The organism is Paenibacillus sp. P46E, from assembly GCF_001909095.1.
In the GTDB taxonomy this organism is placed as follows: Bacteria; Bacillota; Bacilli; order Paenibacillales; family Paenibacillaceae; genus Paenibacillus_AQ; species Paenibacillus_AQ helianthi.
On record NZ_LVYZ01000033.1, the window covers coordinates 149,066 to 175,195 of the forward strand.

The 26,130-nt window shown below is 54.3% G+C and carries 22 protein-coding genes; 2 read left to right on the plus strand and 20 right to left on the minus strand.

Annotated features, from left to right (window positions below):
- Window position 1: 1 nt before the first annotated feature.
- The 19 genes from A3849_RS10255 to A3849_RS10345 form a co-directional block, all read right to left on the minus strand.
- On the minus strand, window positions 2-589 hold the full coding sequence (locus A3849_RS10255; protein WP_074111305.1) for a low molecular weight protein arginine phosphatase: 588 nt from the start codon (window positions 587-589) through the stop codon (window positions 2-4).
- A gap of 60 nt (window positions 590-649) precedes the next feature.
- Window positions 650-1,222, minus strand: a complete 573-nt coding sequence (locus A3849_RS10260) for a manganese efflux pump MntP (protein WP_074111306.1) — start codon at window positions 1,220-1,222, stop codon at window positions 650-652.
- Window positions 1,223-1,367: 145 nt separating this feature from the next.
- Window positions 1,368-2,630: an L-threonylcarbamoyladenylate synthase gene (locus A3849_RS10265; protein WP_074111417.1), complete on the minus strand. Its 1,263-nt coding sequence runs from the start codon at window positions 2,628-2,630 to the stop codon at window positions 1,368-1,370.
- 168 nt (window positions 2,631-2,798) lie between these two features.
- The gene (spoIIR, locus tag A3849_RS10270; RefSeq protein WP_074111307.1) at window positions 2,799-3,557 is read right to left on the minus strand and encodes a stage II sporulation protein R; all 759 of its coding nucleotides are present in this window, start codon (window positions 3,555-3,557) and stop codon (window positions 2,799-2,801) included.
- Between the two features lie 94 nt (window positions 3,558-3,651).
- Complete coding sequence (locus tag A3849_RS10275; RefSeq protein WP_074111308.1) at window positions 3,652-4,818, minus strand: FtsW/RodA/SpoVE family cell cycle protein; 1,167 nt, start codon at window positions 4,816-4,818, stop codon at window positions 3,652-3,654.
- Between the two features lie 211 nt (window positions 4,819-5,029).
- Window positions 5,030-6,214, minus strand: coding sequence for an FtsW/RodA/SpoVE family cell cycle protein (locus A3849_RS10280; protein WP_074111309.1), 1,185 nt, complete (start codon window positions 6,212-6,214; stop codon window positions 5,030-5,032).
- 528 nt (window positions 6,215-6,742) lie between these two features.
- Window positions 6,743-7,819 (minus strand): HemK/PrmC family methyltransferase, encoded by a 1,077-nt coding sequence (locus tag A3849_RS10285; RefSeq protein ID WP_083613436.1) that lies wholly within the window; start codon window positions 7,817-7,819, stop codon window positions 6,743-6,745.
- A gap of 4 nt (window positions 7,820-7,823) precedes the next feature.
- A complete protein-coding gene (gene prfA / locus A3849_RS10290; protein ID WP_074111310.1) occupies window positions 7,824-8,891 on the minus strand; it encodes a peptide chain release factor 1 in 1,068 nt (355 codons plus the stop codon).
- Window positions 8,892-9,187: 296 nt separating this feature from the next.
- Complete coding sequence (gene ychF, locus A3849_RS10295) at window positions 9,188-10,288, minus strand: redox-regulated ATPase YchF (protein WP_074087341.1); 1,101 nt, start codon at window positions 10,286-10,288, stop codon at window positions 9,188-9,190.
- 238 nt (window positions 10,289-10,526) lie between these two features.
- Window positions 10,527-10,997: a GNAT family N-acetyltransferase gene (locus A3849_RS10300; protein WP_256700727.1), complete on the minus strand. Its 471-nt coding sequence runs from the start codon at window positions 10,995-10,997 to the stop codon at window positions 10,527-10,529.
- 40 nt (window positions 10,998-11,037) lie between these two features.
- A complete protein-coding gene (gene fni, locus A3849_RS10305; RefSeq protein WP_083613437.1) occupies window positions 11,038-12,165 on the minus strand; it encodes a type 2 isopentenyl-diphosphate Delta-isomerase in 1,128 nt (375 codons plus the stop codon).
- A gap of 160 nt (window positions 12,166-12,325) precedes the next feature.
- Window positions 12,326-13,801 carry a phytoene desaturase family protein gene (locus A3849_RS10310; RefSeq protein WP_083613438.1) on the minus strand — a complete coding sequence of 492 codons (1,476 nt, stop codon included), beginning with the start codon at window positions 13,799-13,801 and terminating at the stop codon, window positions 12,326-12,328.
- A complete protein-coding gene (locus A3849_RS10315) occupies window positions 13,798-14,955 on the minus strand; it encodes a glycosyltransferase family 2 protein (RefSeq protein WP_074111312.1) in 1,158 nt (385 codons plus the stop codon). Before A3849_RS10315 ends, A3849_RS10310 begins: the two co-directional genes overlap by 4 nt.
- A complete protein-coding gene (locus A3849_RS10320; protein WP_074111313.1) occupies window positions 14,952-15,689 on the minus strand; it encodes a lysophospholipid acyltransferase family protein in 738 nt (245 codons plus the stop codon). The genes A3849_RS10315 and A3849_RS10320 overlap by 4 nt, the downstream gene beginning before the upstream one ends.
- Complete coding sequence (locus A3849_RS10325; protein WP_074111314.1) at window positions 15,658-16,443, minus strand: carotenoid biosynthesis protein; 786 nt, start codon at window positions 16,441-16,443, stop codon at window positions 15,658-15,660. Before A3849_RS10325 ends, A3849_RS10320 begins: the two co-directional genes overlap by 32 nt.
- Window positions 16,443-17,303, minus strand: coding sequence for a phytoene/squalene synthase family protein (locus tag A3849_RS10330; RefSeq protein WP_074111315.1), 861 nt, complete (start codon window positions 17,301-17,303; stop codon window positions 16,443-16,445). Before A3849_RS10330 ends, A3849_RS10325 begins: the two co-directional genes overlap by 1 nt.
- Window positions 17,296-18,816, minus strand: a complete 1,521-nt coding sequence (locus A3849_RS10335; protein ID WP_074111316.1) for a phytoene desaturase family protein — start codon at window positions 18,814-18,816, stop codon at window positions 17,296-17,298. Before A3849_RS10335 ends, A3849_RS10330 begins: the two co-directional genes overlap by 8 nt.
- On the minus strand, window positions 18,813-20,360 hold the full coding sequence (locus A3849_RS10340) for a phytoene desaturase family protein (RefSeq protein ID WP_074111317.1): 1,548 nt from the start codon (window positions 20,358-20,360) through the stop codon (window positions 18,813-18,815). Before A3849_RS10340 ends, A3849_RS10335 begins: the two co-directional genes overlap by 4 nt.
- 205 nt (window positions 20,361-20,565) lie before the next feature.
- Window positions 20,566-21,483, minus strand: a complete 918-nt coding sequence (locus tag A3849_RS10345) for a MerR family transcriptional regulator (protein WP_074111318.1) — start codon at window positions 21,481-21,483, stop codon at window positions 20,566-20,568.
- 207 nt (window positions 21,484-21,690) lie between these two features.
- Between A3849_RS10345 and A3849_RS10350 the strand changes: the two genes are divergently transcribed.
- Entirely contained in the window at window positions 21,691-23,229 is a 1,539-nt protein-coding gene (locus A3849_RS10350) for a phospholipase D family protein (protein ID WP_083613439.1), read from the plus strand.
- A 140-nt stretch (window positions 23,230-23,369) separates the two neighbouring features.
- Here A3849_RS10350 and cls read toward each other — a convergent pair whose 3' ends face one another.
- Window positions 23,370-24,878 (minus strand): cardiolipin synthase, encoded by a 1,509-nt coding sequence (gene cls / locus A3849_RS10355; protein ID WP_074111319.1) that lies wholly within the window; start codon window positions 24,876-24,878, stop codon window positions 23,370-23,372.
- A gap of 235 nt (window positions 24,879-25,113) precedes the next feature.
- On the opposite strand from cls, the gene A3849_RS10360 reads away from it, so the two are divergent.
- The gene (locus tag A3849_RS10360; RefSeq protein ID WP_083613440.1) at window positions 25,114-26,031 is read left to right on the plus strand and encodes a TetR/AcrR family transcriptional regulator; all 918 of its coding nucleotides are present in this window, start codon (window positions 25,114-25,116) and stop codon (window positions 26,029-26,031) included.
- Window positions 26,032-26,130: the final 99 nt, after the last annotated feature.

The window sequence follows — 26,130 nt, forward strand, 5'->3', positions numbered from 1 at the left end:
ATTACAAACGGCGTAAGGACTCCAGTTTATCCAGAAGACTGTACAGCGCTGTACGGATCTCGGCAGCGGCCAGCTCGTAATCTTCCCTGGGACCTCCAAACGGATCGGAGATATCAAAGCTTGGAATCCGTTGGCGGATTTCGATGATCCGCTGCAAATCAGAGGACTTCGGCTCTGCTCCCAGTGCAAGGCTAAGCTCGGCGTCCGCATACAGGCTATCCAGCTCGCGGATATCCGCGTTCACGGCTTCTTCATCGTAGACATATTCTTTTAGCGTATATGTCTTCGCAACAGCCTCCGGAAAATACTGCAGCAAGTGGCGTTTGTGGCCTCCCGTGAGGGTAAGCACCAGATCCGCCCAGGCTACTGTCTCTCCGCTCAGCTGCGTGGACTGGATATGATCATGAATTCCTTCGTCCCGCAGAATCGCCGCGGCATGTCTGGATATGGAAGTACCGGAAATGGCGGAAACGCCTGCAGACCGCACTTCCACGTCGATTCCCCGCTCCTTCGCAAGCTTCCGGAGAAGCCCCTCAGCCATAGGACTACGGCACGTATTTCCTGTGCAGACGAATAAAATATGCAGCATACTTTCCACCTCCATTAACAAATAAATTGAAATATGAAATATTGTTGTGCCGTTATTGTATCAGAAGATGAACAGTAATCCAAACGCAAGCAGAATCCCCCCGCCCAGCGCCTCCCCGTAATCACCAAGCCCACGGCTGACTCTCCTTCCCAGCAGCAATCCGGAAATCGACATCAGCCCCCCGCAGGCCCCAAAGGCGAGCACGGTTAACACTACGCTATTCACAAACATCCCAAGGGAAACCCCTACCGAAAATGAATCTATACTCACACTGAGCGAAATCAGCAGCATCCCCCAGAAATTGCGGTGATCCACAGGATTACTCCGGGTATGCTCTGTCCGAAAGGAATTGAATACCATGTGTCCGCCGAGCAGTACCAGCAGCCCTCCGGCTGCATAGGTGGTAACTTGTCCGAGAAAATGTCCGACATAACTGCCGGTGAACAAGCCAAGCAGGGGCATCAGCACATGAAAAAAAGCAATCAAGAGACTGAGCTGCAAAACATGCAAAAGACGGATGCCCTTCATCCCGATGCCTACACCGAGTGAAAAAGCGTCCATCCCCAGCGCGATTGCCATAATGGCTATCGTAACTATTTGGCCCCAGCCAGCATATACTCCCCCTATGTCCATGCCCATACCCCCAAAGTCCGAAAGTCTTGTACCACAACCATATGCGGACAAGGGGGGATTCATGACTCTAGTACGCTACCCGCACGGAGAGTACAACATAGGAACTTTAACAATCAGGGTATACGGCAACGAAGCTACCCGAGGGTTATCCCGCTTCTATGACGGTTCCTCCGGCGGCTTTCATCAGCCGGTTCATGATGGCTGCGCCGAGGCCGGTATCCGGGCAGGCCTCGGCCAGAATGTAGGTCGCTCCCGCTTCATCGAAGCGCCGCAGCGCGGAATACAGGGAGCGTGCTCCTTCCTCCGGCGAGGCCAGCAAGCCGAGGGACACCACGCAGGCGGCCACGCTGGCGGGATACAGGGCCCTATGCTCCTCGAAGAGGAGCAGGCCCGTGATCTCGCCGTCGCGGCGCGCCGCCTGCAGCAGGTCCGCGGCGGCTTCCGCCACGCGCTGCGCGGAAGCCCCGCGCACTACGCCAAGCGCTCCGCGCGGGGCGTAGTGCGTGTACTTCATGCCCGGCGCGCGCGGCGCCGGGCTGTTGTCCCCGGCGGCATGCGCCGCGCCGGGGGAATAGCCGGAAGCGGCCGCAGGCGCTTCCGCAGGGTCCGTGGACGCGCCGGGAGCCCCGGCGGCAACGTCCACGGCAGAGGCCGGGGCCGGGGTGATGGCCCCGGGACCGAGCACCGCCGCGAGCTGCTCGGCGGTGATGCCGCCGGGACGGAGCACGGCGGCCGTCCCGTCCGGCTGCACCTGCACGACGGTCGACTCCAGGCCGACTCCGGCCGCGCCGCCGTCAAGCACCCCGCCGATGTATCCGGCGAGGTCCTCCAGCACATGGGCGGCCAGCGTGGGACTCGGCCGACCGGAGCGGTTGGCGCTGGGCGCGGCCACCGGACAGCCCGCTGCGCGGATCAGCGCCAGCGCGAGCGGATGATCCGGCATGCGCACGCCGACCGTATCCAGACCCGCTGTCACCAGCGGGGACAGCACGCCTGGCCGGACCGGGAGCACAACAGTTAGCGGTCCCGGCCAAAAAGCATCGATCAGCGCCGCCGCGGAAGGATGCACCTCTGTCACCAGCCCGTCCAATTCGCTCCGCTCGGCAATGTGCACGATCAGCGGATTGTCGGAAGGCCTTCCCTTGGCAGCAAAAACCGCTTCTACCGCAGCCGTGCTGCGGGCGTCCGCCCCCAGTCCGTACACCGTCTCGGTCGGAAACGCGACGGTACTTCCTTCGCGCAGCAGTGCTGCCGCCTCTTCAATAGCTTCCTGGTCTGCCGTGCTCTGCAGATAAGGAACGCAATCCGTACCATTGGGTTCTGCCGGAGACAGCTTCCAATACTGGGTGGATTCGATTTGGCTACTGCGGCGCTGGACCGCAAACGAAGATTCTTGAAGTTCTGTCATTCTCATCACAAGCTTTCTACATAGGGTGACTTTATAGCCTCAGCATGTAAAGCCTTATATATAAATTCTTATAAGTTCAACAAAAGCGGCCCCACCAGGTGGCGCCGCAGGAAATCTGATTCAGTTCACACTATATCGTAACATAGGCCGTATTAGATTCATAGAATCTCAGCTGAATAATCCGCTGATCCAGCTCCATAAGTTCTCCAGCAGCTCCCAGAAGAAGAACCGCACCTTCGGCGTTTCCGCTTCCCCGCTTGCAGCAGATGCCGCTGTATTTACAGAGGCTGTGGTTACCGCCCCTCGATCCGCAGTCTTCACTTTAACTCCTTCTCCGGTTGCTGCCGCTGAGGCAGTCTTGGCTTTGGCCGCGGCAGGTGCCGCCGCATCCCCCGACCCTGCATCAATGAAGCAGAGCGGCGGAAACAGCACGCACCACCAATTCTGTCCCTTGCCGGCGCCCAGCGTGATACGCACCGCTTCATACTCTCCCGCCGGATAGACCTTGCCGCCATACATTTTGGTCGGGAACGGGACGATACCCAGCTCTACGTTATAGCCATACTCTATCCCCCGCTTATTCAGCTCCCGGGCCACCAATGCATTCAGCTCCGGCAAATGGCTCCGGATCAGTGTCCGGGCCTGTTCCAGACTCTGCGGATCTTCCAGAAGAGCCACCCACTGGTTCATCTGGTCAACTACACTGTCACGGATCTGGCGTTTGACGAGCTGATCACCTGCAGCATCCGAATTCGCCAGAATGCGCAGCCGGATCGAATCCTGCGGAATGGACACTTCTGCTACGGCCGCATCGGTTTTTTGCCCTTCCCAGGCCATCATAAGAACCATAAAAAAACAAATTAAAATGGCAGTATACTTAAAAGTTACCCGTAAGGAATCCTGTTTCCCAGTCTTGTTCCCTTCCATTTCCTGCAGCCCCTCTCCCTCAAAAACGCTTATGTCCCCAGTATGCCCGGGAGGGAGAGTCTGCAAACCTATCAATCTATTGATTTTACAAATTTCAGAAATGTACCGTCGGCGCTGGCAGGTCTTCCTCTACATCCTGGCCATACAGCAGCACACTCATCGCAATACCCATGCTGGCCATATTAATTAGAACAGAGGTCCCGCCATAGCTGATGAACGGCAGCGTTATTCCGGTAAGCGGCATCAGGCCGATGTACGCGCCAATGTTCTCAAGAATCTGATACAGCAGCATGGCTACAATTCCGATGATCAGATAAGGTCCGGCGCGGTCCCTGCATTCCAGGGCGATCAGAATCATCCGGTGGATGAGAATAAAAAACAGCAGTAGCAGCAGCGCCGACCCCACGAAACCAAACTCCTCGGCAATCTGTGCAAAGATCGCATCTGTATACAACACTGGTATTTTACCAGACTGTACCGAACCGCCCTTCATATAGCCTTCCCCGCTGAGCCCGCCTGAGGCAATGGCTATTTTGGCATTGCGCGTCTGATAGCTGTCGTCGCTGCTTGCCAGCTCCGGCACCAGCCAGGGGTCGAAGCGGGCCACAAAATGCTTGCGGCCAATGGTTTCAGAGAGGAAATGAGTCATCTGCTCATGATAGTTAATGTAGCTGTAAATAAATCCTCCCACCGCTACGCCCCCAACAATCAGTCCAATCAGCGCATTAGACCATTTAATCCGGCCAATCCACAGCAGACCGAGCAGGATGACCATATAGCTTAGCGCGTTGCCCAGGTCGTTCTGGCTGATGACGATCGCAAACGGCAGCAGCGCAATCATACCAAGCGGCACGACATCCCGCCAGAACTGAAGCTCATTTTTATTTTTGCGGACCAGCAGTGCAGCCAGCGCGAGAATCAGAATCAGCTTGAACAGCTCCGCCGGCTGAACACTTAGTCCCCCTACCTCCAGCCAGCCCCGTGCACCGTATTTCACCTTCCCGAAAAGGCTGACCACCACCAGAATCACTATGCCCAGCGTATAGATATAATGTGCATACTTGACCAGAAGACGATAATCAAACAGGGATAATCCGAAGAACACAACAAAGCCCAGCCCGTACCACTTCAGCATCTGTATGTGCAGCCCGTCGTCATCTCGTCCGTGCGTAACACTGTATATCGATAAAATACTGATGACCATCAGCATAAGCAGAACAACAACGATGACACCATCGATCTTTTTGAACCTCTGCAGCATGGAGCTAGCCCCTAACTGTACCTGGATTCGGTTTTCCGCTGGAGCACACATTCAGAAGAAGCCCGTTAATTTCCATTTTAAAACAAGCTGCATTACAAATACAATTTTTAGGAAACGTCCATACCATCCCTGACCCTTATAGTAAAATAAAAAACCGCCGGAGCCCATCATCAGATGTGCTTCAGCGGTTCCAGGTATATCTTTTCAACAGCTATCCCTGCTTCGCAGGAGAGGCATATAAAGACGGATTCGGCAGATCTTCTTCCACTTCCTGACCATGCAGACGGACACTCATGACCAGGCCGATGCTGGCCATATTGATCATCAGCGAGGTCCCCCCGTAGCTAATGAACGGCAGGGTAATTCCGGTCAGCGGCATCAGGCCGATGAATGCACCAATATTCTCGAAGATCTGGTACAACATCATGGCGACAATGCCGACAATGAGGAACGGTCCGCCCCGGTCCTTGCACTCCAGCGCAATCAGAATCATCCGGTGGATCAGTATAAAATAAAGCAGCAGTACCAGCGCCGAGCCAACAAAACCGAATTCCTCAGCAATCTGCACAAAAATAGAATCGGAATAGGTGTAAGGCACCCGGTCCGTCTGCACGGAGCTGCCTTTCATGTACCCCTCACCGCTCATGCCTCCCGAGGCGATGGCCAGCTTGGCATTTTTGGTATGATAGCTCGCTTTGGCAGTCGCTTCATTGGGGACCAGCCACGGGTCAAAGCGCTCCACCCAATGGGAACGTCCGATATCGGTAAGGAAATTCTTGACTTCATCATGGTAGTGAATGTAGCTTATAATCCCCCCGGCTGCCGTCCCGCCTATCACCAGCAATCCGATCAGCGCATGGGTGAACTTGATATTGCCGATCCATAGCAGGCCAACCAGGATGACGATATAGGAAAGGGCATTACCAAGGTCATTCTGGCTGATGACGATCAGGAACGGCAGTATGGTAAGCAGTCCCAACGGTACGACATCCCGCCAGAACAACAGCTTGTTTTTGCGCTTACGTACCAGCACAGCCGCCAGAAAGAGAATCAAAATCAGCTTAAAGAGCTCCGCCGGCTGAAGGCTGAACCCTCCGAGCTTAATCCAGCCCTGGGCTCCGTTCTGCTCCTTACCAATGAAGCTGACCAGCACCAGAATCCCTATTCCCGCAATATATACGTACAGTGCATATTTCACGAGCAAACGATAATCCACAAAAGTCAGGCCGATAAAAGCAATCATGCCCAGTACATAGAACTTGATCATCCGGAGATGCGCCCCATCCAGCTTATCCCGTCCATGCGTGACGCTGTATATGGAAAAAATGCTGACGACCATCAGCAGCAATAGAATGATTACAATGACACCGTCGATCTTTTTAATCTTCTGAAGCATATTCTGTCTCCTTACTCCTACTCCGTACTGGGTCTTCTGAATTCCTGTCTGCACCGAAGGCCCGTCCATTCTATTGTAAAGGAAGGGGCAGCAAAAATACAATTTTACGCGGGGACCGTTCTGCTCCGCTGCGGCGGCACGGCCCAGCCTTACATCACAGGGATTCACCGAATCGCAAGGTTAGATTCTTAAGTTCACTCTACATAGTGGAAAAAGTAAAACTAAATCAGCGGTAATCAGCTTCCGTAACATCATTAGTGGGAATAAGTAGAATTAATCTGGCAATCTAGAGTGAATGACCTTAATTTCACCCTGAATAGGTGGAGGTATTCCCACTAACTGTCACTTTGAGGGGGATACCTGCTGGATATGTGGAGAAATTCCACTTCACCTAGAGCAGTTTATACTCAATAAAAATATTATTCTTGGGACTGCCTCCGGCTCGTCCACCCTTCCCTAGCAGCCTTGTTCGGCGGTGATGGAACGCGTGAACGGGCAATCACCCGCAGCAAATAGCACTTGGCCGTTCTAGCGCGCTATCCCCAGCACATGGCGGGGGATGCCCGCGAGATCATCGATCGTGATGATCTCCTCCCAATGGCCTGCCGCCCGCAACAGCCCGGCCACCTGCCCGGCTTGACCTTGGCCGAGCTCGAAGCCGACCAGCCGCGGGGGCGCGGGAAGCAGCTTCAGCTGCTCCATCATGCGGCGATACGGGTCAAGCCCGTCGTCGCCGCCATCCAGAGCGGTGCGCGGCTCATGGTCGCGCACTTCGCGCTGTAGCCCGGCGATGTCTGCGCCGGGTATATACGGCGGGTTGGAGACGAGAATATCCGTCTCCATCCCCGCAAACGGCTCGAGCAGGTCGCCGAGCCGCAGGTCTAGTGCCGTGCCGTGCCGCTGCGCGTTGCGCCCGGCCACGGCCAGCGCGCCGGGCGAGATATCGCCGGCGCAGACCCGCCACGCCGGCGCTTCCGCCGCCAGCGTGACGGAGATCGCTCCGCTGCCGGCGCCGATATCGACGGCGGTCAGCGGACGCGGCGCGCGCACACCTGCCGCGCCGCTCTCCCGGCGGGCTGCCAAGTTGCCCGCCTCTGCCCCGCCAGCGGTTGCTTCACCCTCAACCGCCGTACTGTCCTGCGCCACTCCGCCCGGCGCACCATCACGCGCTGCTTCACCCGCAGCCGCCGCACTGTCCCGCGCCACTCCGCCCGGCGCAGCCACAAGGCCGTCCGGCCACAGCTCCGCGCCGTACTTCAGGATCGCTTCGACGAGCAGCTCCGTCTCGGGCCGGGGAATCAGCACATCGGGCGTCACCTCAAAAGCCCGCCCGTAAAACTCCTGCTCGCCGATGATATACTGCACCGGCTCACCGGCCGCGCGGCGGGTGACGGCGGCTTCCCAGGCCACACGCACCGCAGGCGGAAACGGATCAGCCAGAGTCATATAATAGGCCGCCCCGGACAAGCCCAGCACATGCTCCAGCAGCAGCTGGCTGCTGCGCTGCGGCTCATTGCACCCGGCTTGGTCCAAAAAAGAAGAAGCCTCCGCAAAGGCTTCCCGGATGCTTTGCACATTTGGCATGACATAAGCGTCGTGTTTCAAAGCATTATTCTCCTTTTTCCATCAATTCCGCTTGCTCGGCAATCGACAGCGCAGAGATGATCTCTGTGATATCTCCATTCATAACCCGCTCCAGGCGGTGCAGTGTAAGGCCGATACGGTGATCGGTTACACGGCTCTGAGGGAAGTTATACGTACGAATCCGCTCACTGCGGTCACCCGTGCCGACCTTGCTCTTGCGTTCTCCGGCATATTTCGCTTCCTCTTCCTGTCGTTTCATATCCGAGATCCGGGCACGCAGAACCTGCAATGCCTTCTCCTTGTTGGAGTTCTGGGATTTTCCGTCCTGACAGGTAGCCATTATCCCGGTTGGGATGTGGGTTACGCGAACGGCTGACTTGGTGGTATTAACCGACTGGCCGCCTGCGCCACTGGAACAGAAGGTATCAACGCGAATATCCTTATCGTGAATTTCAATTTCGAATTCTTCCGCCTCAGGCATCACCGAAACCGTAGAAGTCGAGGTATGAATACGTCCGCCTGATTCCGTGGCCGGAATACGCTGAACGCGGTGCGCGCCGCTTTCGAATTTCATTTTGCTGTAAGCGCCACGTCCATTAATCAGGAAGATAACCTCCTTGAATCCGCCGAGGTCATTCGTATTGACATCCATCAATTCAATGCGCCAGCCTTGGGTATCGGCATAGCGGGTGTACATCCGGTACAGATCGGATGCGAACAATGCCGCCTCATCCCCACCGGCTGCGCCGCGGATTTCCACAATCACGTTCTTGTCGTCATTAGGATCCTTCGGCAGTAACAGAAGGCGGATTTTCTCCTCCAGGACAACCTGGCGCGAGGAAAGGTCGTCAATCTCCATCTTGACCATTTCCTTCATTTCATCATCAAGCTTTTCACCCTGCATCATCTTAGCGGCTTCAAGCTCTTCCATTACATTTTTATATTCGGCATACGCCTCAAAGGCGGGCTGCAAATCGGATTGTTCTTTGGAATAGTCCCTCAGTTTCTTACTGTCGCTTGCAACATCCGGGTCACAAAGCAGTTCACTGAGTTTCTCATAGCGGTCCGCCAGGGATTGCAATCGGTCCAACAAGGGAATTCACCTCTCCTGATTCAATTTCATATTCAATATAAAAACTTTAAATTGTTAATACAATAAAAATAGATATACGACTTTATATTATACCACCGATCCTGCCAATTGGCTACAGTGCCGCACACCAGGTCACGTATATTTTTGCAGCCCGAGAAATCCGCTCCTTATTATGTAAAAACAGCTGAAATGTTATTCACACAGGCGGACTTCCTACGGTTCTATGCAAAAAAGCCATCCGCAGTAGAACCCTACCCGAATGACTTCCTCCTGCTGCTATAACTTGATTAGCTTGCTTATACGTTGAAACGGAAATGCATGACATCGCCGTCCTGCACCAGATACTCTTTGCCTTCCAGACGCAGTTGTCCGCGTTCCTTGGCACCGTTCATCGAGCCTGCAGCAAGCAGATCGGCGTATGCTACTACCTCCGCACGGATAAATCCGCGTTCAAAGTCTGTATGGATGACACCTGCGGCACCCGGTGCTTTGGTTCCCTTGCGGATTGTCCAGGCACGAACCTCCTGCACACCTGCAGTGAAGTAAGTGTAGAGTCCGAGAAGTTTGTAGGCTGCTTTGATCAGGCGGTTCAGCCCGGATTCCTGCAGGCCCAACTCTTCCAGGAACATTGCCTTGTCTTCGCCTTCCAGCTCAGCAATCTCCGCTTCCACTTTGGCGCTGATCGGTACCACTTCGGCATTCTCGGCAACGGCAAACTCGCGTACCTGCTGAACATAAGGGTTCTCTTCAGCACTGGCAACTTCATCCTCGCCCACATTGGCCGCATACAGTACCGGCTTCAGGGTGAGCAGGTGAAGATCGCGCACGATCAGACGCTCGTCATCGGACAATTCCACGCTGCGCGCAGGCTGGTCTTGATAGAGCGCTTCTTTGACGCGCTCCAGAACTTCAACTTCCTGGGCGTATTTCTTGTCGCCGCCCTTGATGTTTTTGCGGGAGCGTTCGATCCGTTTCTCGATACTCTCCAGGTCAGCCAGAATCAGTTCCAGGTTAATCGTCTGGATGTCGCTGATCGGGTTCACCTTGCCATCAACATGGGTAACGTTCTCATCCACGAAGCAGCGTACGACATGAACGATCGCATCCACTTCACGAATGTGAGCCAGGAACTTATTGCCGAGGCCTTCGCCTTTGCTCGCACCGCGCACCAGACCGGCAATATCCACAAATTCAAAAGCCGTGGGAACCGTCTTATTCGGCTGCACCAGCTCTGTCAGCTTATCCAGACGCTCATCCGGCACTTCCACAACACCTACATTCGGGTCAATGGTACAGAACGGATAGTTGGCGGATTCAGCTCCCGCTTGTGTAATTGCATTGAACAATGTGGATTTCCCTACGTTCGGAAGTCCTACGATACCTGCTTTCAAAGCCATTTATATGACAACTCCTATTTTCGGTTGGATTGATCACCGCATAATTTCCGGGGCTTGATCTCAACCATTATATATTAGAACAAAACCGCCAGCAACAGCGGATCTCCGGCGGATGTGTCCGTTAAAGGGCAGCGGCCTGCTTATAGTGATCAGCTCCACCCCCACGTTCATGTATAAAAACGCCAAAAAGACCTCTCCTGAGGTCTCTTCCGTGCCAGCACGGCCAGCCTATTCTTTTCTAGAGATCTTTCGACATGGTGATATCCGTGATGAGAAAACCCATCTTTTTGTACAGCTCGAAGGCGCGGTTGTTCTGGCCGAACACATGCAGTCCGATTTTGGTTACATCCAGCTTGCGGGCTTCCTCATCAAGCGCAAGCAGCGTCTGCTTGCCGTAGCCTTTTCCCTGGAACGGTTCAAAAACATAAAAATCATAAATAAAGGCCTCACGCCCGCTGCGTCCCTCGATCACGTTGAACCAGATATATCCGGCCTGTGCATCCGACTCTGTCTCTACGATGGAAAAGATGTAAGCCCCCTCGGTGTTGAGCCCTTCGGGCAAGGATTTGGTCATCTCGTCCTGGGACAGCCGCATAGCAGTCTCGGTATCCCACGATCCGGCCTTTATTTTATCTTCTGCATAATCCCGTGTAGATTGGCTCAAGAAAAATTGAAATGTGGTTTCGTCCATTTGGACCAGTTTGATCATCGTTTTGTGCCCTTCCTTATTTCCGTATTCTCTACTCGTCTCAGTGCTTTATTAGGCGGGGAGTATTACGCAGTGCAGCCAGATCAGGCGCACCGATACCGAACATTGCGGTCCGCAGCTCCAGCTCCACCTGAGCCAGCGCATGGTCAAGGGCCTCCTCGGATTCTACTGCCGGACCGAGCAGATTCCGCCCGAAGCCGGCCAGATCGGCCCCAAGCGCGAGTGCTTTCGCTGCATCGACGCCGTGTCTCAGCCCGCCGCTGCCGATCAGCGCACCATGCTTCGATGCCGCCCTTACCTCCGCGATGCATTCGGCAGTGGAAATCCCCCAATCCGCGAAGGCCTCTGCAGCGGCCCGCCGGACCGGATCACTGCTGCGGAACTTCTCCACCTGACTCCATGATGTTCCACCAGCTCCGGCTACATCGACAAAGGCAACACCGGCATCATACAGCCGGGAAGCCGTTTCTCCGTCAATTCCCCAACCGACCTCCTTGACTCCGACAGGGACCTCAAGTGCCCGGGATACCTGCTCAATCCGCGACAGCAAGGAGGCAAATCCGGTGTTGCCCTCAGGCTGAAAGACTTCCTGAATCCCGTTCAGATGCAGCACCAGCCAATCCGCACCGGCTATCTCTACAGCACGGCGGCATTCATCCACGCCAAAGCCATAGGACAGCTGCACCGCTCCGATGTTGGCGATCACGGGAATTCCTGGAGCTCTATCACGGACTTGGAAGGTGGAGGCAAGCTCGGACCGTTCCACAGCTGCCCGGATGGAGCCGACCCCGAGCGCCCAACCCCGGCGCTCGGCTGCCTCAGCCAGTCTGGCATTAATAGCGCCGGTAGAACTGCTTCCGCCGGTCATGGAGCTGATCAGCAGCGGCGTACGCAGCTCCCGTTCCAGGAAGACTGTCCGCAGCGAAATATCATCGTAATTCAGCTCAGGAAGCGCATTGTGGCGGAAGCGGTAATGCTCGAAGCCAGTTGTAATGCCGCTGCCGCCAACTTCCTCGTTCAAGCAGAGCCTCACATGTTCAATCTTGCGTTCCCCCGTTGTGGATGAAGGCAGCAGAGACTGATGTCCGTCAGATTTCACTGCTTGCGGGGCTGTGCCTGGATTCTTGCCTACGTTGTATGGTGATTCATCCTGCGGCATCCGGTTCATGCTGTCATCCCCCATTCCTAACGATCTATAATATGCAGGGAGGTACTCTCTCCCGCATGAGCTTTTCCATCCACTGAATATCTGCCAGCACGCTTCATTATAGCATATCCCTAATCCACATCCATGCACGCCGTCTTCTTCATTAAAAATAGCGGATCGCTCAGGTGTGACTGGCAATGTATTCACCAACCAGCCTTCCGGATAAGGATACCACCGGCGTTCCGCCGCCGGGATGCGTTGTGCCGCCTACATACCACAGCCCTTGGATATCTGCGGAACGGTTCCCTGGACGAAAAAAGGTCTGGCGGACGGAATTGGAGGAGATTCCATAAATGGCTCCACGGTACGCCAGCGTATCGTCCGCAATATTCTGCGGGGTATAGCGCCTGAGCACTTCAGCCTCCCCAATCCCGTCAATGCCATGACCAGCCAGTACTTCAAGCACCCGTTCGCCATAGGCTTCGGAGTCCTGGCTCCAATCTGTCTCATCGCTCAAGTAGGGTGCATTCGCCAAAATAAACAAGTTGCTTCCCCCCTGAGGCGCCATTTTCTGCTCGGAATAGCCAGAGTGGCAAATGTAGACTGTGGGATGCTGCGGAGGCCGCCTGCGGACAAAAATATCCTTGAATTCAGGCTCATATTGTTCCGGGAAAAACACAGTATGATGCAGCAGGCCCGAATATTTACGCCTTACACCCGCAAGGGTGACAAGTCCTGATAAAGAAGGTTCATAGGAGGATATTCTACGGTCGCTCATTCCCGGCCGGGTCTCCTGTGGGAGCAGCTTCCGGTTAATGCTCAGCACATCGCCTCCGGCGATGACAGTCCGTGCCTCATAGAATCCCTTCGCCGTATCTACCCCCTCCACCCGGCCGTTCACAACGGAAATCTGCGTTACCTCTGTTCCGGTAATCACCTGCACTCCCAGCTGTTTCGCCAAAGAGACAAGCCCCTCCACCAGCTTGTAGGTCCCCCCGCGAACCCCAAAGACCCCTCCCTGGCTCTCTACATGTCCGAGCATGGCAAAAATCGCTGGAGCCTTGTACGGTGATGAACCTACATAAGTCGCATACCGGCCCATCATTGCTAGCGTATGGGGATGATGGAAATAACGCTTCAGTAAGGATTGCAGACTAAGGAAAGGCCTCACGCGCAGCAGATCACGCACCAGAACCGGAGAGATTTTATCTTTCCAGGAGAGCAGCAGCCTGTTCAGGAACTGCTTCTCGCTGAGCATGTACAGAAGTGCGGCTTCAGCCATGAACGCCGGATAGCGCGCGGCATCCCCGGGACTATAAGCGGCAAGCTGCTCCTGCATATATTCGTTGTTCCTGGAGAAATCCACTATCGTTCCATCAGCGAACACATTGCGTGTACGCGGCTCCAGCTCATACAGCTGCACATAATCCTCCATGCGGGCACCCGCCAGCTCGTACAGCGAACGGAACACATGGGGCATTGTAATAGTGCTTGGCCCACGGTCAAAGGTGTACCCGGCTTCTTCAATACGCTGCAGCTTCCCCCCCGGATGAGACTGACGTTCCAGCAGAGTTACATCCCAGCCTTTGGCAGCCAGGGTGACTGCAGACGATAAGCCGCCGAAGCCGGCACCTATAATCACTGCCTTCTGTTTCATCGGTAGCGCCTTCCTTTCCATAAGTAGCCATGAGGTGAGCGGTTGCCCCGCCAGGAGCCCAGGGCAATCGCAGCCAGGCACATGATGCTGGCCGGCATGAAGAGACACAGCCAAACGGGCTGTCTGCCCGAAGCATCGCTGGTTCTTTTGACTGCGGCACCTGCCAAATAACAGAGGACGGACCCGAACGCCGCTGCCTCCAAACCGTTCAGTATACTGTAGACGGCCATTCCGACAGGCACCACATACAGAAGGATATAAAAGGCCAGCATGAGTAGCAGAAGCAACGGATTACGGCCGAGGCCGGCATAAATGTTCTTGCGGTAGCCGTTCCAGACTTCGGAAGCCTGATGATACATACGCATTTCGGCCACAGCCGTAATATCTACCAGGGCCACTGGCTCCCGCGCCCGCTTCACCGCCCGGGCCAGCGACATATCATCCACCAGATCGCTGCGGATGGCCTCATGCCCGCCGCAGCGGACATAGCTGTCACGATGAATCAGCATGAAGCCGCCGTGCGCCGCTACGAAGCGGGGATCGTTCGATCCCCGGACAAGGGGAACCGGCAAATGTGAGATGATCGTGAAGCCCATAAGAGGCACAACAAGCCGCTCCAGCCAGGTGCCGGTAATCTGCCGGGGAAACCCGGTAATCAGACCCGAACTCTGGATTTGCGCTGCAGCTACAGCGGCTCTAAGCGCACCCGGCCGCAGCCGGACATCGGCGTCCAGAAACAGCTGCCATTCGCCGCTCGAGGCTTCCGCCAGTTGAGCACAGGCATACGATTTGCCAATCCAGCCGTCAGGCAGCTCGCGGCCCGCCAGCACCTGAACTCTCGCCCCTCCGGCTGCAGCGGCAAGCTTCCCCGTACCATCTGTAGAACGGTCGTCCAGCACAAGAATCTCAAGCTCCACTCCGGCATCCCCGCAGGACAGAACGGATGCAAGACAGGCTGCAATATTATCCGCTTCGTCACGGGCGGGGATCAGAATAGATAGCCGCCTGAGCGGCTGGCCGGATACAATCACGGAGGGGTCTGGACGTCTCTTCTGCCTCGAGTCTTCCATTACGGGAAGCTGTGCCGCATTCCACAGCGCAAAGAGCAGCTGCAGCAGCAAGATCATGAACAGGAACTGCAGAAAAAGGGTCATCGGCTGTCCCTGCCGCGTATGGCATCCAGCCATTCATTGGTCGATCTTCCCTGCTTCATCAAGGGACGGAACTGCTCCGGAATATGTCCTTTATGTTCAAAGATCAGCTGCCGGTGAGTATCCAGCTGTGCCTGGAGAGTCGTTTCCAGCATTCCGGTGATGTGGCTGCGGTTCAGATCCCCCCAAGGAAGCATAAGCGCTGCGCCGGCAAGCAGCGTCGCATCTGGCTTGGAATGCCGGAACAAGCCGTGATAGAGGGTGACGGGTACGACAGCAGCCTGCGGACACATGCGCAGGACCAGCGCTACCCCTTCCTTCAGGATAAGCGGAGCACTGCTGAGCGGCAGAATCTCCCCTTCCGGATACATCCACACGCTCCCCCCTGTATGAAGCAGATTCGCTGTATATCTTAAAGACGCCCGAAGATCTCCCGTCCGGTCACGGTTAATCGAGTAAGCCCCCAGCTTGCGAAAAAAAGCGTATTTGCGGAGCTGCTCCTCTTCCATCATGAAGTAATGGGTACTTCCTTTCAGCCGTCCTGCAGCATGATAGGCCAGCAGGCCATCCCACCAGGAGCTGTGATTCATAATATAGAGAATAGGCTTGCCTGCGGCAGCATCAGGCTGAAGCTCACCGGAGATGCCCAGGAAGTGAAAGTGCCGGCGGAGCAGATATAGGGAATTATAGCGGTAGAATATCTGATCAAAGCTTTTGGATCTGACGGCTTCCAGCATACCTCAGGCCCCCTTCCGACAATGCGGCCCCCAGACCGGCAATCACTGCACAGAGCGGTAGCCCTTCACGCAGGCTGATCAATCCGAACAGGATCAGGATCGCCTGGTAGAGCCGTGTTCCCCGGCGTGTGGCTGAACGGGATATATGAACATTCGGCAAGCATAGGGACAGCAGGGCAGAGACGATGAACCATCCGGCAAAATTGCTCCATGGCACATGATAAAAGCCCCCACCGCCCCCCCATTGCCAGAAATTGCGTGCATGGGCAACCGGATCAAGCACTAAATCCAGCAATACGGTCCAAAAGCCGACCTGAATGGATCTTACAGCCAGCAGCCGGAATCCTTTTTGTCCAAAATTACAGCTCAACAATGCAGCATTGCAGATCACTGCGATCCAGGCAAATCCAAGGGTGACGGGTACGCCGTAGATCAGCGGGCCGAGCACACGGGTATATTCGTATTCACCGAACAAGCGCCCGGAATGGACACCTATCCACTCCACCGTCATTCCACCCGTCCAAATCAGGGCAGCAGAGATCCATACGGAATGCCCCTTTAGTTTATTCTGAAAAATGACTGACTGGTCGGACATAAAAAGTGAGGTTTGTCCCTTGGCCGATAAATCAGCAGCATATACAGCATACAGAATTAAAAAGATTCCACTGGAAAATTGCAGACTCTCGGGGATGCTGAACAGGATCAGCAGCAGGGCGCCAATGGCATACCACACCCAAAATACATATTTGATCATTAGTACGCCGCCGCTCTGCCCTTGTCAGCATACCGCGCAGCTGTGCGGCGGAACATCTGAAGCTTCGCCTCATCGCTGACGTAGGCTCTGCGGCGGAAAACATCATAATCTGCGGCTTCAACATCATCCAGAATGGCTGCATAGAAGGCAGCTGCCAATTCTACCGCCAATCCGCTCTCGGGCGGGTAGGTATCCACATTCGCCAAGCCTTTTTCAAACCAGGCCAGTGCCTCGCGTCTCAGCTCATGAACTACAGCCACGAATGGTTCGTTCACTTCGCCGCGTTCCAGTTCCTGCTCCCGGTAACCGTTTCTTCTCATAATATCCAGCGGTACGTAACGCCTCCCGCGTCTTAAATCCTCCCCGACATCGCGGATAATGTTTACAAGCTGCATCCCGATACCAAGAGATATCCCTGCCGCCTGTGCTTCTTCATTATGGTCATCCCTCAGAACCGGCAGCAGCATTTCTCCGACTGTGCCTGCTACAAGATAGCAGTAAGTCTCGAGCTGCTCCATAGTTTCGTAATGAGTGAATGTAAGATCCCGGGTTTGTCCTTCCATCTGCAGCAAAAACGGCTCCCGCTCCAGCTGTGGAAAGGTATCGAACAGCCAGCGTAAAGCCGGCCAGATAAAATGCCCTTCCGCCTGCCCCAGATTTCTGAAAGAATCGCGGAGTTCATAAATGGTGTATAGGGAGTTATCCGGTTCGTCTACACTGTCATCGATCATCCGGCAGAAGGCATAAATGACATGTACGGCTTCCCGGCGCGGGCTGGGCAGGCCGTCAAAGGCCCTGTGAAACGAAGAGGAGCCTTTCTTCATGAGTTCCTCACATTGCTGCATTATCCTTTTATCCATGACCGCTCATCTCCTTCATAAGTTCATGCACTGCCAGTCGGGCTCCCTGCATTACAATTGGTACCCCGCCGCCCGGATGCACCGAAGCACCGGCGGCGTATAAGCCTTGTATGGAATAGGGTTGTGCCTGCGGCCGGAACACACCGGATTGGCTCAGTACCGGAGCGATGCCAAAGCTTCCTCCGCCAAACATACCCTCTTGCTCCGCTTGCGCCGGTGTGCGAAGCTTGCGCCAGACGATGCTGGCAGACAGCCCCGGAAATCCTCTCTTCTCCGCATCTGCCAGCACCTTGTCAGCCAGAGGTCCGGCAATGTTATCCCAATCCAGCTCAGGTGAAGCCGGTACCGGAATCAGGAAGTATAGCACACTCTCTCCCGGAGGAGCCGCGCTGTCATCCAGCGCTGCAGGATTGAACACGTAATAGGAGGGATGTTCTGAAATCTTTCCTTTATCGAACAAATCACGAAGATTGTCATTCAGGCTATCCGGCAGGAAAAACTGATGGACCATGGCATCCGGCCAGCGTTTGTTGGCTCCGGCATAAATCAGCAGACAGCCCGAGGAGGGCTTGAATGCACCGCGCCGGATAGGCTTTAATGTCACAGCAGCATCCTCTTCGGCAGGGTCCGCGCGCTGTCCGGTCGGTTTGAACATCTGCTGGGGCAGCAACTCCTCCAGTAGCGGAAAATCACCGTTGTATAGGACCGCATCATACGGGATACTTTGGCCTTGAACCCTGACTCCCTGGCAGCGTCCGCTGCTTATTTTCAGCGACTCTACCTCAGTGTCCGTATGAATGACCACGCCCCTGCGTTCAAGCTCACGGGCCATAATCTGCGGAAGACGTCCATACCCGCCCTTCAGCATCCAGATGCCAAAGGCATGCTCAGCATACGGCAGCATCGTGTAAATGCCCGGAGTACGGAACGGCGCCCCACCGATGTACAGGCTTTGCAGCGAGAAGGCATCCTTCAGCTCTTCGCTGCGGAAATACTGCCCGACTGCCGACCTCAGACTCCTATAAGCTCGAAGACGCCCCATCAATGACAGGTTCCGGGGGCTGAAGAAATCTCTCCGCCGTGCAAACCCCCGTTCCAGAAATGAAGCCTTACCCTGCGGATAGAGTACCGACATTTCCTTCATAAAACGGGTGAACCCCTTGCCTTCCCCAGGATACTGCCGTTCAATCTCTGCAGCCTGCGCTTCGGTTCCGTCAACCTTGGTCAGGATACGTCCGCTCCGGAAGTGGACACGGTATAGCGGATCGCAGCGCAGCAGCTTCAGGCTCCCTTCCGGCAGACCCGCTTCCTTCATAATGCCTAGCAGCATCTCCGGCAGGAGCACAATCGTCGGCCCCCGGTCAATCCGGTAAGGCCCGTTCTCTTCAAATGCCACCCGTCCGCCCACCTGCGGGCCGCGCTCGTACACCACAACCTCCTGACCCTGCTGGCTGAGCAGCAGGGCTGCGGTAAGCCCGCCGATCCCTCCGCCGACGACGGCGATCCGGCTCACAGCGGAACCCCCGTTCCGGCAGATGCCGGAACATAGGCGCTGCCGCGGGCGGCACGGTCGTGCTCCCGCAGCAGCCTTGCACTGATCTTCGCCGACTCAAAAATCGTCGGCAAACCGCTGCCCGGATGCGTTCCGCCGCCGACCAGCCAGATGCCGCCCACCTCCTGGAAGGTGTTGTGCGGGCGCAGGTACATCATCTGGCCCAGATTGTGGGCCATGTTAAAGGTTGCGCCATTATATACATCCAGCTTATCCTGCCAGTCTTGCGGGGAGAAGAACAGCCGCTCCTCCACCCGCCCGGATATACCGGCAAGCTGAGGGATATGCTGAAGCTGTTCCATCATTTGGGCCTCTACGGCTGCGCCCTCTTGCGCCCAGTCCACCTCCGCCGTCAGATTGGGAACGGGCATCAGCACATATAATGAAGATTTGCCCGCCGGAGCCAGGGTTGGATCGATCACGGACGGGTTGTGAACGTAGATTGAAGCATCCTTCGACAACTTGCCCAGCTTCGTGATTTCCTCCACATTACGCCGGTAGTCCTGCGCGAAATGAACGGAGTGATGAGCCAGATCCACTTCCCCGTCCACTCCTAGGTACAGCATGGCCGTTGAGCAGGAATAGCGTTTCCGGGAAATTTTGGAAGGTGTATTCCTTTTAAGTACCCCTGGTTCGAATAGTTTAGTCATGGCAGAGCCAAAATCAGCCCCGATCACCACATAATCTGCTTCCACCGTATCCCCGTTCTCCAGTTGAAGGCCTGCGGCATGCCGGTTTTTCACGATAATGCGTTTGACACCGGTGGAGGTATGGACTCGCCCGCCGTGCTCTCTAATAATATCTGCCATTGCCCGAAGTACACGGTTGATGCCGCCAATCGGATGGTAAAGGCCATAGCGGTGCTCCATATATGAGAGAATGGTGAACGTCCCCGGGCATTCCCAAGGCGACATGCCAAGGTATTTAGCCTGAAAAGTGAAGGAATACCGCAGGCGTTCATCATCAAAATAACGGGACAGCCGGTTGTAGACATTATCCGCGGCATTCAGCTTGGGCAGTGCATGAAGCACATCTCTTTTGACATAGTCACCCAGGGATTGAAACGGCCGCTGCAGCAGCGGGATTACACGTTCCAGCTTCTCCCCTTCTTCAGACATAAACCGCCGATACCCCTCCCCGTTTCCCGGAAATAACCGCTCAATCTGTTCTGCTGTATACTCCTGGTCTGTCGAAGGCGTAAAGACCGTGTCTCCAAAATGCAGCGAATACAGGGGATCAAGTTCCTTTAAATCTACATAGGAGTGCAAAGAGCGCCCTGCGGAAGCAAACAGCTCCTCCAGCAAATGCGGCATCATCAAAAAAGTAGCCCCACGGTCAAATCGGTACTCTCCAAGTCTTAGCTCTCCCGACCTGCCTCCAACCTCGTCCTGCTTCTCATACAAATCGACTTCATATCCTTCAGCGGCGAGGAGCATGGCGGCAGCCAGTCCTCCGGGACCTGCTCCGATTACCGCTACCTTTGCCGTACGTTTTCCTCCGGTCATCTTCTCTGCCTCCTCAACAAACCTTATACAATAACTATACATATATGATACAAATATCATACATACTTTAGGCGGGGTTGTAAATACTGCGGATAAGCTTACCAATCAAGAGTTTCGGAAGATTCTCTGCAAAGACCGCCCGCATAGCAAAAGAGCCCTCCAAATCTCAGGGGATTCGAAAGGGCTCCATGTTCATATTGATCTTTTAGTATCTAATTTCCAGCTTCATAAAAACCTCTTGAAACCACGTCTGCCAATGCTCCGGCGACTCATTCATGACATAACGCGCCTCAGAGAATTGAGGAGCTACCTCCTCATACCCCTTGCCGCCCACCAGGAACTGAAGGTTCGGAAATGCTTCCTTCAACCGTCTCATCAGATCCTCTGTGGCAGCCACCCGTTCTTTGCCTGTCACCGACAGGCAGACCAGTCCGACCCTGCTCTGCTTGTTTAGCATTTCCAGGATGCCTTCCTCAGGCGTATTGGCCCCCAGGTAGATCACTTCGACTCCATTCTTACGCAGAAACAGCGCAAACAGCAATAGTCCGATCTGATGATGCTCGCCGGACGGACAGAACGCCAGCACCTTCGGAAAATGGGCTTGTACGGGAAAGACATGAAAGAACTGATAAAACCGGTTGGATATCATCTGTGTCATATAATGCTCCTGGGCCACAGTCGCCAGCCCCGCCTCCCATGCATCACCCACTCTGACCAGAATCGGCACCAGCACCTGATGGAACATCGACTCATAGCCGTAGAGGGAAAAGCCAAAATCAATCAGCGCGTTCGCCCGCTCCCCCTGGAATTCAAGCATCGCTGTGTAGATTTGATTTTTCATTTTTTCAAAAGCATCACCCGGCATTCCACCAGCCATTGCTGTATGTTCTTCCAGCTGCTTCTCTTTGCCTGCTCTAAGCAAACGGACCGCGTGTGAAATACTGATGCCCTGCTTCTCGGTCTGCTCCTTCAGCCACCGCAGGTCATCGATATTCTCCTGGCTGTACAGCCTGTAGCCGGATTCCGTCCGTTCGGGGATAACCGCCTTATATCTGCTCTCCCAGGCTCTCAGCGTAACAGAAGGAATATCCAGCATTTCGACGACCTGTTTGATCGAATACACGTTGCACCCCACTCTCTTCCCTGACCCTCTATATATTTGAATGCTCAAACCTTATACAAATTGTTTACACTCATTATACATACGCTACCCGGTTATGTCATCAGGCATTACAGCTGCTTCAATTTACTGCTTCGGGTGTTAATAGTTGAATACTATGCCGGAGCATACTAAATTCACACGCTCTCTGCAGTACATCAGGAGGAACCTATGAATCAAAACAACTCTACCGCTCCGTCCGGGTCAACAGATCACAACAAAACCAATGGCGGGGACTATCCTGCGCTTCATCACAAGGGATCACCCCGCCGCCGCAAATGGATTTGGCCGATGCTCGGACTCCTCATTCTTTGGCTGGCCGGGGTGATGGTATATCAGACCCACAAACCGCTTCCTGCGGGAATATCCTTTGAAAGTCCCGTGTACCAAGTCGACAAGGTGTCTTTCTGGCATGATCTTACCTATCCGGACAAAAGCGGGCGCGAGCAGCATGAAGATCAGATCTTGCCCCGCATCCTGCAGATCATAGAAGAATCCAGGCAGTTTTTGGTGATCGATCTGTTCCTGTTCAATAATTACACCCATAAGGATCAGCACTTTCCTGCGGTAAGCCAGGAGCTGGCCGACAAACTCGTCACACAGCAGGCAGCCCACCCCAATATGGAGATCGTCTTCATCACGGATGAGGTCAATACCAATTACGGCTCTGCCCCGAATCCACTGCTGGAAGAGATGAGAGCCGCCGGAATCAAGATCATCCTGACTGATGTTGACCCGCTGCGTGATTCGACCCCTGCTTATTCGGCCGTATGGCGGACCTTCATTCAATGGTTTGGCCAATCCGGTACAGGGTGGATTCCCAACCTGATGGCAAGCGGAGGGCCTGATATCACCGCCCGATCCTATCTGAAGCTGCTAAATGTAAAAGCCAATCACCGCAAAGTGGTGGTCAGCGAGAAGACCGCACTGATCTCTTCGGGTAATGTGCATGATGCCAGCGCCTATCATTCCAACATTGCACTTGAAGTGCAGGGGCCCATCATCTCCGATATTCTGAAAAGCGAGCAGGCGGCAGCCGATCTGTCTGAAGCAGGGCCGATCCTCAGCAAGATGCCCGTATTCTCCCAAAAGAATGCAGTAAAGGCCGGCGGCCCACTGGAGGTGCGCTACTTGACCGAAGGCAAAATCTATAAATACGCACTCGAAGGCATCCGTTCCACCGGCAAGGGCGACACACTCTGGATGGGCATGTTCTATCTGGCCGATGACAGAATTCTGGACGAACTGGTGAAGGCATCCGCACGGGGAGCAGACATCCGCCTCCTGATGGACCCTAACCAGAACGCCTTCGGACGCGATAAAATCGGCATACCTAACCGTCCGGTGGCTATGGATCTGAACAAGCGCACCGGGGGAAAAATTGCCATCCGCTGGTACAATACAGGCACAGAACAATACCATACCAAGCTGATGTTCATTGCCAAGGCCAGCAGCCAGTCCGTAGTTCTGGGCGGCTCAACCAATTTCACAGCCCGCAACCTGGATGACTTCAATCTGGAAAATAATCTGTGGGTCGGCCTGAGTAAGGACCAGCCGCTGTATGCCGAGATGGAGAGCTATTTCAACCGGCTATGGAGCAATGAGGATGCACAGTATAGTCTGCCGCTTGAAGAGTATCAAAGTGATGTGACCTGGATCAAATACATCCTGTTCCGCATGCAGAAGAACCTGGGGTTCACTACTTTTTAAGTCCTGAAGCAGCATACATCCCTGACTACGCAAAAGACCGCCGGACAGCTGCAGATGCAGCCTTGTCCGGCGGTCTTTTCAGGTTATATATTGGACTGGCCGATTGCTTAGCCGTCTGCGTTAGCCCGCTTAAGCCTGACCTACAGCAGCGGGGACATCAGTCTTGCCGCCGATTCCAGCAGCCGCTCCAGCAGCCGCTTGTTCATGAAGGTCTCATGCACAATCTGACGGGTGGACAGCAGGTCGCGTTCGAAATCCGCTACGATCCGGGAGACACTTTCCGTCTGCAGCAGCAGCGCATTGACCTCGAAGTTGAGATGGAAGCTGCGCATGTCCATATTTGCTGTTCCAATCGTGGCAATCTGACCGTCGGTAATCAGCAGCTTGGAATGAATGAAGCCCTTCTCATATTCATAAATCTTCACACCCGATTCCAGCAGAGCCGGGAAATAGGAGTGGGAGGCCAGAAAGGGAATCCACTTGTCCGGTTTGGCCGGGAACAGCAGCCGCACATCCAGCCCGGACATCGCAGCCACCCGCAGTGCCGTTAAGATATCCTCATCCGGAATAAAGTAGGGGCTGGCGATCCATACTGATTTTTCCGCCGAAGTGATCATGGAAAAGAAAATATTTTTGAGGGCACGCCGCTCGTTGTCCGGACCGCTGGCGATAATCTGCACCGCCCCGTCCCCCGTCGTAAACCGCAGCTGCGGGGAGAGATAATCCTGTTCCAGTATTTTTTCACCTGTTGTATGCATCCAGTCCTGCAGAAAAATAATCTGCATCGTCCGCACCGCTTCGCCCCTAATCAGCATATGGGTATCGCGCCAGAAACCATATGTCTTGCTGCGGCTGAGGTATTCGTCACCCACATTCAATCCGCCCATGAATCCGACATCTCCGTCAATCACCACGATTTTACGGTGGTTCCGGTAGTTGACCCGGCTGGAAAAAAAGGAAGTGGAATTGCCATAAGACGCTACCTGAACTCCGGCATCGCTTAATTCCTTAAGAAAAGCACGGGACAGCTGAATACTTCCCACCGCGTCATACATAAATCTGACAGTTACACCCGCACGGGCTTTCTCAATCAGAATCTGCTGGATCCGCGTCCCGATATGGTCGGCCCGGAAAATATAATATTCCATATGAATATGGTGCTGCGCTTGCCGCAGCTCCAGCAGCAATGTGCCAAAGGTCTCTTCGCCATTTGTCAGAATGCGCGTCTCCGAGTTGAATGAAATAGGCGTCCGCGCCAGCCTCTGTGATAATCCCAGCAGCTTTTGGCGGTTGGGATCAAAGATGGACCAGTCCTGATGCATACGCAGAGCGTCATTCTCAATCCGTTCATAGGCCATTAGGTCACGTTGAGCCTTTTTATCATATTTGCGCCGTTTAAACACATTCTGTCCGAACAGTACATAGAAGACGAGCCCCAGCACTGGAATCAGCGCAAGCAGCAGAATCCAGGCCATCGTCGTGGAGGGATTACGGTTCTCCATAAAAATACCAAGACCGATGGAGACGACGGTGAGCGTGGAGAGAACACCCATAATTGTCCCGGCAGTATTGCCAAATACCCCGAAGCCAAAGTAAAAATATGCCACTAATGCTGCAATAATGACTAAAGCCTGCAATCCTCTTCTCATAGATAACCTACCTTCTCTTTCTGCCTTCCCTCACTAAAATGACACATTTATATATTACATGAAGAAAACCTTTCTTCCTACAGCAATCGGTTGCAAAACAGAAATTACAACAATACTGTAACCACTTGACTGCCTCCTGCGTAGCTACATTTGTATTGGCTTAATATATATACTATAATCGGTTTGACCCAATAGTCAATTATAGAACTCATTGGTCAGAAAGGAGCCAACATCCTTGTCAGCCGATAAAAATGCTATGAAAAAAGAACAAATTATTAAAACAGCCATGCAGCTATTCGCTGTGAAAGGTTCATCCTCCACCTCGATGCAGGAGATTGCAGAATTATGCGGGATATCCAAAGGCAGTCTCTACCTGGTGTTCAAATCCAAGGAGGAGCTGGAACGCAGCATTTATATATATTGCTTCCGTATGATCCACGACCCTCTGCAGCAGGAAGAGGAGAGCTCAAGGCCTCCCCGCGTGAAGCTGCGCAACCAGATTGAAATTCTGCTTCATCATGTGTATGAGCTGAGGGAATTTTTTCAGCGGCAAATTCAGGAGCTGGCCGGAAAAGGCATGCCCGATGCACCTGAATGGCTGCGCAAAATCAACGGCCCCCTGCTGAACTGGTCCCGGGACAAGCTGGAGATTATGTATGGTAAGGAGATCATTCCTTATACAGGAGAGCTATTCTTGCTGGGGCATGGAATCCTCCATTCCTATATCTGGGTTCTTTTCAACCACGAATCCGCAGTTTCCATTCCGCGGCTTGCCGATCATCTTGTGGACCTTCTGGATATTGTGGTTGCCGGTCTTCTCACCGGACATCATGTCCCTCTGATCGCTCCTATCGTTCTGGACAGCTGGATAGAGAATCATGATGGCAACAGCCTTCAACGGAATCCCCTGCAACTGATCAAAGAAATGAAAGAGCTGCTGAATTCGGCCCAGGGCATGGACCTGCAGAGCATCGATGACGGCCTGGAATCGTTAGCCATTCTGGAAGGCGAAATTCTCATGCCCCACCCCCGCAAGGCCATTATCCAAGGAATGCTGGGTAACCTGCAGGGCTGTTCCGCCGTTCAACAGCAACTGGAGGATCTACAGAAGCAGATGCCGCTACAACCACCGGGCATATGCGGTTTCCACTGATTAAGTACGTGTAAGCAGCAAAGAGAGAAAGATGTATAGGAGTAATAGTCACTATTTAAACTGAGGTTTTCCCTACGGAAGGCCCGAGAGGAGCAGAAA